A 12,409-nucleotide genomic window follows, 5' to 3' on the forward strand; every position below is an offset into this window, starting at 1 on the left:
GTGGCGTTCGGGGCGGAGCAAGTCGTCGGACTGATCGAGTACTTCTGCTGCGACGCGGCGACCGCCCGCTGCGGACCGTACGAGGCCATGGTCCCGGACGAGCCGATCGGCCTCCGGGAACTCTTGCCGGGGCATCTGTACCAGACACGGGAGCTGTTCGACGCGGAGGCGAACCGGCAGGTCGACGTCTCGGTCTACCTCGGGCTGACGAAGCTGGGCGGCCTGCTGTGGGACCAGCAGGTGCGGGCGCTGACCCGGCTGTCGGGGCTGGAACACCCCTGTCTGCCGGTGCTGCTGGGCGGCGGCTACCTGGACGCCGTCACGGCGAACGACGCGGAGCTGAGGACGGAGTCGGGCGAGGGGGTCGAGGCGGCGTTCATCGCGACGGTGGGGGCGGACAACCAGCTCTCCCCGGCGGACGGCGAGAACCTGCGCGCGAATCCGACGGGGGCGCTGAGGCAGTTCGAGCTGCTGGCGGACGCGCTGGCGATCGTGCACGACCTGGGCCTGACGCACCGCAGGCTCTCCCCCGCCGCGCTGGACGTGGTCGTCGGGTCCGACGGCGAGTACCGGCTGCGGCTGGCCCGGTTCGAGCTGAGCTCCTTCGTGGCGGGGCTGCTGAGCGGCGCGTCCGCGGACTCCTCGGCGGCCGCGCAGCTGCGGGAGCTGGTGCTGGCTGAGGGGCCGGAGCCGCTGCCGTACCTGGCGCCGGAGCGGCTGGCGTACCTGCTGCCCCGGCCGGGCGAGCCGGACCAGGTCGTGGAGAGCGCCAAGGGTGACGTGTACGGGCTGGCGGCGGTCGCCTGGGAGTGGTTCGTCGAGCCGCTGCCGCGGGAGCTGGTACCGGGGCGCGTGCCCCGTGAGGCGGCGGAGGTGGTGGCCGAGCGGGACCGGCTGGAGCGCCTGGGCGAGCATCTGCGGGACCGGCTGCGGCAGGTCCGGCTGCCGGCCGCGCTGCGTGACCTGCTGCGGCGGATGCTGGACCCGCAGCCGCGGAACCGGCCCACCGCGGACGAGGTCGCGGGCTACCTCAACGAGCACCATGAGGCGAACATGACCGAGTTCGGCGGCGCGGTGAGCAGCCTGCCGCATCTGCTGGCCTTCATGCCGGAGCGGGGCGAGGAGACCCTGGGCAAGTGGGGGTGGCTGGAGCACCCGGCGGACAGTGAGGCAGGCGTCCGGGAGACGGCCGAGCTGCTCCGTACCGACCTGCGCCGCGGCGAGGTGCTCTGGTCCCCGGACGGCGCCGATCCGTTCGTCAACGGCGGGATGACGGAGAGCAAACGGGAGGCCACCGTGGTCCTGGCGGGTGCCCGTGCCCTGTGGTTCTGCCAGCTGCTCCGGCCGCAGCAGGGTCTGAGCCTGGGGGCTCCGATGCCCGAGGTGCTGGTCGTGAAGTACGTGGCGCGGCGGGACGCGTACGGGGTGCAGAACAAGCTGGAGGATCTGCGGGCGTCCTCGCTGAAGCGGCCCATGCCGGAGATGAAGGCGCTGAGTTACCGCACCCCGGCGGCGCGGCTCAACGCGATGCGCCGCAACCGGCCGAGCTGGGAGCAGTTCACCGAAGCGCTCCGCCCGGCCGTCGCGAAGTCCACGGCACAGCTGGACTACGAGCGCGCCATCAACTGGCTGCTGGAGTTCCAGGGCGTCGAACTGCGCGCCCGCCGCTACCCGTACGAGACGGTGGCGCTCGCACCGGGCGACGGCACGCTGGTGCGCTGGGACCAGAAGCGGGACCAGGAGCGGGTCCACAGTCACGCCCTGCTCACCAAGTACGCGGGCAACCCCGAACTGCGGCCACCGTTCGGTGAGTTCTTCGGCCGGCTGGAGAACGAGGAGAGCGGCAGCGCCGACGTCGAGGTGTACGCCGGGGACCACGACCGCAAGAGGGGGAACGTACGGGGCGTGCACGCGCAGGTGGTGAGGGTCGAGGGCGGCGACCGGATCGTGCTGAGGCCCAAACCGGGGCAGCCGAAGATTCCGCCGAGGGGCTGGATCCGGCCGGCCGACGACATAGGCTCGGAGACGGTGCTGCACCGGCAGGCGGACGCCCGCTGGGAGTTGTTCGCCCTGAAGTCGCTGGTCAGCCAGTTACGCAGGCCGTTCTCCCTGCCCACGCTGCCACAGCGCTGGGCGGACGCCGGCCAGGGGCTGCTGAAGGGCGGCCGGCAGGCGGTACGGGACATCCTGGTGCACCAGCCGTTCTTCGCCCTGCAGGGGCCGCCCGGGACGGGGAAGACGACGGTCACCGCGCGCGCCGTCGCCGCCTATCTCGAGCAGGAGCCCACCCATCGCATCCTGGTCTCCGCCCAGTCCAACTTCACGCTGGACAACCTCGCGGCGCGCATCCTGAGGGACATCGGCGCCCGCAACGACGAGGGGCCGACGGACGCGGACGCCGACGTGCCCATCGCGTTGCGCGTGGTGTCCCAGCGTGGCAACCCGGACGAGCAGATCCGCCCCTGGCTCCGCAGCGAGCTGGTGCTGCGCCGGGCCCGGCAGATGCGGCAGGGCATCGACGAGCAGCTGGCCGCCGGGGTGGACCCCGACGTGCGGCCGGTGCTCGAACGGTGGCGCGACATGCTGGACCCCGGTGCCCGGGAGCCGGTCCTGCCGGAGCTGGCGGACCGGCTGCAGCGCGGCGCGAACATCATCTTCGCCACCTGCGCCACCGCCACACCGCGCAACCTGGGGACCACCGGCGGGGCCTCGTCGTTCGACTGGGTGATCGTGGAGGAGGCGGCCAAGGCGTGGCCGACGGAGCTGGCGATACCGCTGGTCCGGGGCACCCGCTGGACGCTGATCGGGGACCACTTCCAACTGCCGGCGCACCGGCGGGACGAGGTGGTGCGGTTCCTCGACTCGTGCGTCAACGACCCCAGCACCGCGATCGCCGCCGCGGGCACCAACCGCGAGACGTACCTGAAAGCGTTCGACCTGTTCGGCAGCCTCTTCCCGGAGCCGGAACCCGCGGACGGGAACAGCGGCGCCGGCACGGGGCCGGACGCCGACGCGGAGTCGCTCACCTGGCGCAACCGGCCCACGGCGCGGCTGTCCACCCAGTTCCGGATGCGTGAGCCGATCGCGCAGGTGATCAGCCGGGTGTTCTACCCGCGCCCGCCGCGCCCGGGGGAGCGCCCGCCCACGGACGGGATGCCGCTGGGCGGGCTGGCCACCCGCCACCCGGAGACCCCGGCTCCGCTGGAGGCGCCGGGCTGGCTGCGCGGCCGGCCCCTGGTGTGGCTGGACACCGCGGGGCTGCCGAACTGCCAGGAGCAGCCGTACTGGAAGAACGAGGGCGAGGCGGACATCGTGCACCGCCTGGTGTCGGCCATGCGCCCGGCCCCGGTCCCGGGCCGCGACGGATTCAGCGCCGAGCCGCTGGCGGTGCTCACCCCCTACCGCCGGCAGGCCGAGGTCCTGCACCGCTACGGCGACCTGTCGCGGTTCGTGCAGACCGTGCACGCCTTCCAGGGCCGGGAGGCGGACATCGTGGTGGTCTCGCTGGTGCGGAACAAGCGGCGTGGCTCGGGCAGCGCGGCCGAGAGCTTCGGGCACCTGTCCCGCCGGGACCTGATCAACGTGCTGTTCTCCCGGGCCCGGCAGTTGCTGGTGGTGGTCGGCGAGTACGCGCACTACGCCGGGTTCGACAACGGCGGCGACACGTTCTGGCAGACCGTCTGCCAGGCGGTGGACCACTACGGCGTCGTGCTGAACGCCGCCGACGTCCTGTCCTTGGAGGCGAGGTGAGCGTCGCGGTCGTCTACGTGCCGTGCGAGACGGTGGAACTGCAGGTCCGGCTCGGCTACGGCGGCGCGCTGTCGCCCATGGAGCTGGTGCTGCTGGACGCGGTGCGCGCCGGGCTCAACGACGTGGGGCAGCTCACCGGGCACCTGCAGCTGGGCCGCCGGATCGTCCACGACCTGGTCTACGACCTGTGGCGGGCGGGGCTGCTGACGATGGACCGCTCGCTGAGCCGGATCGTCGTGCCGCCGGAGGTCGCCGACCAGCTGGACCGGGGCGTTCCGGTGCCCGGTGCGGAGTACGTGCGGGAGAAGCGGGAGCTGATGATCGACCAGATCACCCGCCGGGTGCTGCCCGCCCGCGGCCCGCTGTCGCCGCCCGACCCGAGGCTCGCCCTGCCGGTGGGCGACGACCCGGTGGGCCTGGACAGAGTGCCGCAGTCGGCTGTGCTGCGGGCGCTCGACGAGTCGATGAAGGCCGATGAGCGGCAGCCGCCGGCCGACAGGTCCCACCAGTCGGTGGACTCCGGGCGCCGGCGCAAGGTGCTGTCCTACCGACTGCCGCCGCCCGGTCTGGAACGGCCGCGCACCCGCCGGTGGATCGAGCTGAAGGTGGAGCCGCGCTGGGACGTGCACAGCCAGCAGCTGACGATGACCGTGGTCGACGACCGGGTGCCGGCCGAGCTGCGGGAGAGTGCCTCGGAACGGCTCACCCAGCTCGCCGCGGAGGGGCCCGGCAGCAAGCCCTTCAGCGAGCTGCGCGAGGTCGCGGTGGGCTCGCTGAGCGAACCGCCCTCCCCCGCCGGCGCGTTGGCACGCCTGGCGGACCGGGTGGAGACGGCACGCGGGGTCCCGGCCGGGCAGCGCCACACCTGGCACCGTGAACTGGCCGACGACGCGCGCCAGTTGGAGGGGCTGCTGCGGGAGCGCACGGACCGGGAGATGCGGGTGAGGCCGGTGACGGCCGACGAGCACGAGCGGCTGGTGGGACAGCTGATCGCCCAGGCCACCGACCAGCTGGTGATCTGCAGTCCGCGCATCCACTACCAGTCGCTGCGCCGGCACCTCCCGGCGCTCGAGGACGCGGTGCGGCGTGACGTACGGCTGGTGCTGCTGTGGGGGGCGGCCGACCGGGACCGGGACGAGGAGTTCGACGACCGGACCCGTAACGCCCTGGAGGGCCTGCAACGGCTGGGCGGGAAAGCCGGGGCGAAGCAGGTGGTGCTGCCGGTGACCAGTGCCCGGACGCACGCCAAGCTGGTGGTGGCCGACCGCGCGGCGGCCCTGGTCACCAGCGCGGCCCCGCTGTCGGGGGCCGGGGAGCGGCCCTGCGTCGGGCTGCTGCTGGAACAGCCCGGTGACGACAGCCCGGTGATCACGGAGCTGCTGGACTGGGTACGGGCCTCGGTGCCGTCGTACGAGCACAGCCGGCTGCTGCGGGTACGGGCCGCGGACTTCCGGACCGCGGACGCCGGGACGGCGGCCGAACCGGCGCGTGAGCGTGAGGAGTTGCCGGAGCCGGCGGTGGAGGCGCCGGCCGAGGACCCGAGCGTCGAGGCGTCGGCGCTGGAGCTGTGGGTCAGCGGCTGGACCGCGTACCTGCGGCAGGCGCGGGACCGGCTGGCGGCCCGTCGGCTGCCCGCCGTCCGCCTGGTGACGGACGCGACGCACCGCACGCTGTTCCGGGTCGCCCTGAACCGGGCACGCCGCAGACTGGTGATCGCCTCCGACGGCCTGGCCGCCGAGATCGTCGACACCGGGCTGGTGGGCGCCCTGCGCGCCCGGCTGGAGGAGGGCGTCGAGGTCACCCTGATCCTGCCGGACGCCACCCATCCGGTCGGCGACCGCCGTCAGTACGGCGAGGCCCGGCAGCGGCTGACGGATCTGCTGGCGAGCTTCCCCGGGCGGCTGCGCCTGGTGGAGGGCGGCACCCGGGCGGCGCTGCTGGTCTGGGACGACGAGGCCGTCGTCGGAAGCTTCAACTACCTCGCCTTCGACGGGCGTTACGGACGCCACCGGATGGCGTCGGAGCTGAGCGTCCGGGTCAGCGGGGCCGCCGCGGCGGACGCCGTGGCCCGGGCGGCGGGCGCCGTCGGGATGCCCGCCGCACCGGAGACCGGACCGGAGGCCGACGCCGGGGCCGGGCCGCCGGCCGGGCCCGGTTCCGCCGCGGCCCTGCCGTCGGCCGGCGCCGCCCACGCCCCGGCCCAGCGACTGCTGCACGCCTACGCGGAGCGGGGCGCCGCCGACCCGCGCCTGGTGGCCGAGGTGCTGGGCGCGACGGAGAATCCCTGGCACCTGCTGGAGCTGCTCGGCGGGTCGGGGCCCGAGGACCTGGTCGCGGTGGTCGCCGCCCGCTGCCTGGCCGACCACCGGGACGGCGGGCAGGACGACCGGGCGGGGCACTGGCAACGGTGGCTGATCCGGCACTGCTGGAACACCGGGCAGTTCGTCGAGGCCGCGGTGCTCCGCCTCGGCCTGCCCGACGCCGGCTTCCGCCCCCGGGCCCGTACGGCGGTGCTGGGCGCCGCACGCGCCGCGCACCACCCCGGAGCCGTGGCGGCGGTCCTGGAGGAACTGGTCCTCGAGGAACTCGTCCTCGACGAGGGGCTGTCCGTCGGGGAGCGGGTGGTGGCGGCCCTCGGGGCCTGCTCCCTGCTGCTGCTCGCGGGGGACGCCTCCGGCCACGAGGCGCTGGAGGTCGTACGGCCCCATCTGTACGCGTCGTGGCGGGAGCTCGTGGACCGGGTCGGCTCCTACTGGCGGGCGGCGTACCTGCCGATGCCCCTGGAGCTCATCCGGATGAGCCTGGACGGCTCGCGGCGGGAACACGAACGGGCCAGGTTCTGGGAAGAGCTGGAGCAGCGGCTCGCGCACGCCCGGGCCATGACCTTCGCCAGCCCCGTCAGCACCCGCACCCACCATGCCCTGTTCAACACCCCGTCCGGGGCTTTCGCCGAGCTGAGCCGGATCGTCGCCGGACGCGGCGACGGCGAACTGCGGGAGTGGCGCGAGGGGCGCGGCGCCCTTCCAGCCGAGCAACTGGTGCTGGCCGCCGGCCGGGGCGCCTCCCAGCACGGGACCCTGATGTTCGGCGGCCACCTCAAGCGCTACCTGCAGCGCCTGAACCCGGTACTGGCCGCGGTGGACGACCTCATCGGCACGGCGGGGTCGGCCGCCGCGACGGGCGCCGCCCCGCCGGGCGCCGAGGAACTGGGCAGCTGGCTGGCCGGCCACTGGACGGAACTCACCGAAGCGGTGTCCGTGATGGAAGGGCCGGAGGGCGTGCTGGCCCGGCACTTCCTCGGCGACCTGGAACCCCTCGCCCGCTGGAGGGCCTCATGACCGTACCCGCGGACTCCCCCGACCAGGCCGGGCCGGTGCTCGACACGGTGCTGCGCGACTGGGCGGGCCGCAGTCGCCACCCCCTGCTCGCCGTCGCCCTGGCCGACGGCCGGACGCTCGGGCCCGGCGAGGCGGCCGCCCTGGTGCTGCGGGGCCTGGCCGAACCGATGACCACCGCGCAGGGGCTGCACCACCTGGTCGACGAGGGCGAGCTGGCCGTGGCCGCCGACCTCCTGGACACCACCGGGTCCCCCGCCGGCCCCGCGCTGCCGCGGGACGTACGCGCCGCCCTCGACGCCCGGCTCGACGCCGCCCAGCAGGAGGCCCTCGCCACGGTACGGTCCCGGGTCACCCTGCTGCGCCGGCGCGCCTCCCGCAGCTCGGCCACCCTCCCGGACGATCTGGCTCAGCGGGCCGAGGAGGCCGCACTGCGCCGGCGCGCCGAGGCGACGGCCCGGCTCGACGAGGCCGAGGCCGCCGTGCACCGCACCGAGCAGCGCCAGCAGCAGGAACTGCGCGCGGAACTCGGCGCCGCGGAGCTGTCGGAGGCCCTCGCCGCAGCGGTCCTGGCCTGCCTGGACGCCAACGAGTTCGAGGCGGCCCGCAGGCTGCTGACGGCGGAGGGCGACGACATGAACGGCAGCGGCCCCGCCCTGGTGCCCCGGCCGCCCCGCTGGGACCCCGCGCTCGGCCGCGGCCTCGCGGAGGTCCTCAGCCACTACCCGCCCCAGTCCGTGCCACCGCGGCACGACTATCTGACCCGCTACGTCCGCCTCGGCGCGTCCGACGTCCCGCTGCTGCAGTCGCTGCGCGCCCTCGCCGCGGACCGCCACGAGACCTCCGTCGCCGACTTCGCCTCCTGCCTGAGCGCGATGCTCGGCGAGGACGTGCGCAAGCCCGTGACCTTCCGGGACGACGGCTACCACACCCTGCTGACCGGTCTGGACGACGCCCGGCTGCCGCACCTGCCGATCACCGACCCCGCCGGCGTCGGCCTGTGGGTCTCCGCCACCGACGCACCGCCGCCCCCCGGACTGCCGCGGCCACTGGTCTGGTTCGCGCCCACGGCCGGTCCCGGCCCGGCCACGCCGGCCGGGGTGGCCGCGCTGACCGCCGTGGAACTGCTGCGGGTGCTCGCCCCGCCGCCGGCCGGTCTGCTGTCGGCGCCCGCCCACCGGCGGATCAACCTGCTGCGCCTGCTGGTCCCCCGGCTGGGCCCGTGCGCCCTGGCGTTCCCCGGCGAGGGCGTCGTCCTCGACGGCGGCACCCCGCGCGAGGCGCTGGCCTGGCTCCTCGACCTGCACGCCGTCGTCCCCGACGCGGCCGTGGTGCACGCCCTGGACTACGAGTCCGAGGGCCATCCGCTGGTCATGCGGATGCTGCTGGAGGAGGTGCTGCCGCAGCGGTCCGCCGACGGCCGGCTCGGCCACACCGCACTGGCCCTGGTGCGCACCCCCGAGTTCCGGGCACGGGTGCGCTCCGAGGTGACCGACGGGCTCCCCGCCGAGGAACGGGCGGCTCTGGGCCTGGCGTACGCGCTGCACCCCGAGGAGCCGTTCCGGTCCGATGACATCCTGGCCGACCTCCCGCTGGCCGGCCTGCCCGACGACTTCCCCCGGCGCTCCGGGCAGCTCTTCGACGCCGAGGACGTCCTGGAACGGCTCTGCGGGCAGGGCCTCCTGCGGCGCAAGGCGCTTGCTGACGGCACCGGCGGCTACCGCACCCTGCGGGCCGGCCTGGGCGCCCTGCTCTCCGAGGGCGCGACCGAGCAGGCCGCCGCGGCCGTGGAGGTCCTGCTGCAGCGCCTGGAGGAGACCAGGGCCTTCACCCGCGCCGCGCGCACCGAGAAGGCGGTACGCCACCACGCGCACCAGGCGGACAACGACCTGGCGGTCATCCTGGAGAGCCTCGGCGCACTCGGCCGGAACCTCGAAGGCGCCGCCGCTGCCGAGGTGGACCGGGTCATGCGGATGCTGCCCCGGCTCGGCGGGGAGCAGATCCGCACGGCGGTCTCCGGGCACCAGGCGCCGCCGGCCGTGCACGACCTGGGCGACCTGCTGCGCAAGGTCACCCGGGACGTCGAGTTCAACGAGGGCGTACGCATCACCTTCCGCGACGAGCCGGGCGGCGAGGTGACCGGCGGAGCGCCGGTACTGGCCGTACGCATCGGCCTGGAGACCGCGTTCGAGAACCTGATCCGCAACGCGGCCCAGGCGGTGCGCTCCCTGCGGGCGGCCGGTTCGGCGGACGCGGTCCGCGGCGGCCCGGACGTCGTGGTGCGGCTCCGGCGGCCCGACGAAGAGGACGGCGCCGCCGCAACCGGCAGGTGGTTCGAGGTGGACATCGAGGACGCGGGGCCCGGACTCACCGAGGACGAGCGGGAGTTGCTGCGCACCGGCGAGCACCTGTCCCGGCACGGCACCGGCGGCACCGGGATGTCGGCCACCCGGGGGCTGGTCCAGGAGGCCGGCGGGCGGCTCGACATCCTGGACCGCTCCCCGCTCGGCGGCGCGCACCTGCGCGTCCGGCTGCCCGTCGCGCGCTGACGGCGGCTGCCCGGTCCTCAGCCCGGGTACTGCTGGAGGAAGGCGCGCATCTGGCGTTCCGCCTCCTCCACCGTGCCGTTGCGCAGGGTCGCGCGCACCCGGTCGGCGGCCTGGCGGCACCGCTGGAGCCCCGCGTTCCGGCCGCTGCCCCCGGCGTCCAGCTTCTCGTCGGCGCGCAGCGCCGCCCACTCCAGCCAGGTCTCGGCCCGCCGTCTGCGGCACTTGGGCTCCTCGGACACCAGGGCCTCGGCGGCCGTCCTGATGACCGTCAGGTCGACCGGGGGCGGGCCCTTGTGGATGATGCCGACCAGACGGTAACGGGCCCGCTGTACGAGGGTGTTGTCGTAGAGGTCACCCGACGGCGGGGCCATGGTCATCACCGAGGCCGGCACCTCGGTGTGGCGGGCCAGCCACTCCACGACCTCCAGGCCCCACCGGTCGTCCAGCCCCGGGGTCAGGTGCAGGTCCACCAGTGCCCCGGCGAGCTGCCTGACCTCGGCCTCCCGAGAGCGCTGCAGCTGCCACCACTCCTCCAGCGAGCGGACGGTGAGGCAGGAGAACCCGAAGCCCTCGAGCGCGCGCTCGATCACGTCGGCCATCTGGTCCTCCACCACCAGGATGCGCCGCCGCTCGCCGGCCCGCAGCCGCTCCCGGACCGGATCGCACAGGCGGTCACCGGGGAAGAAGTCCAGGAACCCCTCCAGGCCGTCGAGTTGGTCCAGCAGCTCCGGTTCGGCGTCGCCGAGGACCTTCAGCAGCCGGTCGCGTCCCGCGAACACACCCTTCCACCGGTCGGGGTCGACCTGTGGGTGGCAGACGCGCGGGTCGCCGTGCCACAGGCCGATCAGCGGGGCGAGTTCCGCCGGTCCCGGCGGGCCGGGCAGATCCCGCAACCTCCCCACGCCCGCGATGAATTCCTCGGCGTCGACCCGGACCGCCTGCCGGCCGACGGTGTACGGGCGCCCCTTGGTCCGCTTGGGCACCGGCAGTCCGACCTGGCGCAGGGTGGTGAAGTGCTGGGCCACCGCCCCCTCGGAGGCGATCGCGGGCCGCCCGGCGCCGTCCCGGACCCACGCCATCACGTCCTGCTCCCGCACGCCGTACCGTAACCGCAGCGCCAGGACCACCAGCACCGCACCGGCGAGGCCGCCGGGCGGGTCCACCGGTGTCCCGTCCCGCTCGACGGCGAGGTCACCCAGTACCCGGATGCGCCACTGCTCCCCCATGTCTGTCATGGGTCAATTGTGCAGCGGTCAACCCGCGCGTGGGAGGCGTACGTTGAGGTCGCTTTGAGCTCGCGCCCGGGGGCGGTGGAGGAGGGTCGCGGAAGCTCAGCGAACGGAGCGGGGAAAAGCCGGTGGCGTCCGTGAGTCTCGTAGGGACGGGCGCAGCAGGCGCCCCCTCCGGAAGGCAACCGCCGTGCATGACATCCGACTCACCCGCGACGAGCAGACCGTTCCCGGCAACGTGCTCGTCATCACGCCCATGGGCAAGAAGGTTCTCCGCAACGACGACGAGTTCGACTTCGACTGGCACTTCCAGGACGTCATCAGCCCGGTCGTCACGGAGACCGGCATGACCCCGGTCCGCGCCGACAGCGTCTACGGCCCGGCCAACGTGCTGGACGTGGTGTGGCGCGGCATCCAGCAGGCCGAGGTCTGCATCGTCGACTTCTCCTGCCGGACGCCCAACGTGGCCATGGAGTACATGGCCGCCAAGCTGATCGGCAAGCGCATGATCTACCTCGCGCAGCACGCGGACGACATCCCCAGTGACGTCCGCGGGCTGCGCCACATCCCGTACACCCCGCTGTACGCCGACATGGCCCGCATGCGGGCGGAGCTGCGGCAACAGCTGGAGGCGGTGCGCCTGGAGCCCGGCCAGGAGATGGCGCTGATCCCGCTGGTGACCGGCGGGGTCACCCCGGCCCGCGCCCAGGTGGTCAGCGTCTCCGCGGAGTTCGCGGTGGTACGGGCCGTCGACGGCACCCTGGGGGTGCTCAGCGGCGAGGATGTCGACTGGTCCCGGATCGTCACCGACATGGCCCGGTTCTGCACGGTCGGCGAATGGCTGGACGGCGCCTTCGAGATGCTCCCGGCGGGCGGCACCAAGTACACGCTGCTCAGCGGCCAGCAGAACCCCTGGCGCCGGCTGGAGGCCACCCAGCCGGCGGGGCACACCTTCACCGGCACGGTGCACAGCGTGCGGCAGGCGGGGGTGTTCGTCCGCGTCTCCGGTCCGGTCAACGGCCTGGTGCCGCGCAGCTCGCTGCCGCCCGGGACGGAACTCACCCCGGGGAGCCAGGTGGAGGTGACGGTGCTGTCCGTGGAGAGCCGCCGGCGCCGGGTCACCCTGGCCCTCGTCCAGGGGGGTGCGCGGGGACGGGGCCGGCCTGTGGTCCCCCTTCCGTCCACCGGAGCCACGTCGGCCGGAGGGCCGGCCGGGGCCGCGACGGCCGGGGTGACGCTGCACGAGCGCCTGGAGGGCGAGGTGGTGAAGATCGCCCCGGAGGGCCAGGGCGGCTATGTGCTGCTGCGGGTCCCCGGCCGTGAGCGCCCGGTGTTCCTGCACTGCCTCGCGATGAGCGGGCAGCTGCGGCACGACCTCAACCACGACGGGATCGAGCTCGGCGAGATTCTCGACGTCGAGGTGAGCAGCATCGACCTCCGGCAGAACAAGGTCTGCGTCCGGGACGTCGAGCCGGAGGACGAGGACACGGTCGCACCCGAGGAGGACGGGGCGCAGGGCCTCCCGCAGGCCGCCTGACCCCTCTCC

5 protein-coding genes are annotated in these 12,409 nt (G+C 74.4%); 4 read left to right on the forward strand and 1 reads right to left on the reverse strand.

Annotated features, from left to right (window positions below; all coding sequences use genetic code 11):
• The 3 genes from ABZ454_RS14930 to ABZ454_RS14940 are packed head-to-tail and all read left to right on the forward strand — an operon-like array spanning position 1 to position 9,634.
• Positions 1 to 3,750, forward strand: a complete 3,750-nt coding sequence (locus ABZ454_RS14930) for an AAA domain-containing protein (RefSeq protein ID WP_359538145.1) — start codon at positions 1 to 3, stop codon at positions 3,748 to 3,750.
• Positions 3,747 to 7,088: a hypothetical protein gene (locus tag ABZ454_RS14935; RefSeq protein ID WP_359538147.1), complete on the forward strand. Its 3,342-nt coding sequence runs from the start codon at positions 3,747 to 3,749 to the stop codon at positions 7,086 to 7,088. The genes ABZ454_RS14930 and ABZ454_RS14935 overlap by 4 nt, the downstream gene beginning before the upstream one ends.
• A complete protein-coding gene (locus ABZ454_RS14940) occupies positions 7,085 to 9,634 on the forward strand; it encodes an ATP-binding protein (RefSeq protein ID WP_359538149.1) in 2,550 nt (849 codons plus the stop codon). The genes ABZ454_RS14935 and ABZ454_RS14940 overlap by 4 nt, the downstream gene beginning before the upstream one ends.
• A 17-nt stretch (positions 9,635 to 9,651) precedes the next feature.
• Here the strand turns inward: ABZ454_RS14940 and ABZ454_RS14945 are convergent, their stop codons facing one another.
• On the reverse strand, positions 9,652 to 10,869 hold the full coding sequence (locus tag ABZ454_RS14945; RefSeq protein ID WP_359538150.1) for a response regulator: 1,218 nt from the start codon (positions 10,867 to 10,869) through the stop codon (positions 9,652 to 9,654).
• Between the two features lie 184 nt (positions 10,870 to 11,053).
• Between ABZ454_RS14945 and ABZ454_RS14950 the strand changes: the two genes are divergently transcribed.
• Positions 11,054 to 12,400, forward strand: a complete 1,347-nt coding sequence (locus ABZ454_RS14950) for a S1 RNA-binding domain-containing protein (protein ID WP_359538152.1) — start codon at positions 11,054 to 11,056, stop codon at positions 12,398 to 12,400.
• Positions 12,401 to 12,409 lie beyond the last annotated feature (9 nt).

It is taken from the genome of Streptomyces sp. NPDC005803 (assembly GCF_040630435.1).
In the GTDB taxonomy this organism is placed as follows: domain Bacteria; phylum Actinomycetota; class Actinomycetes; order Streptomycetales; family Streptomycetaceae; genus Streptomyces.

Coding starts and splice junctions, on each gene's coding strand:
- ABZ454_RS14945 (WP_359538150.1), bottom strand. CDS start 10,869: ATGACAGACATGGGGGAGCAGTGGCGCATCCGGGTACTGGGTGACCTC.
- ABZ454_RS14940 (WP_359538149.1), top strand. CDS start 7,085: ATGACCGTACCCGCGGACTCCCCCGACCAGGCCGGGCCGGTGCTCGAC.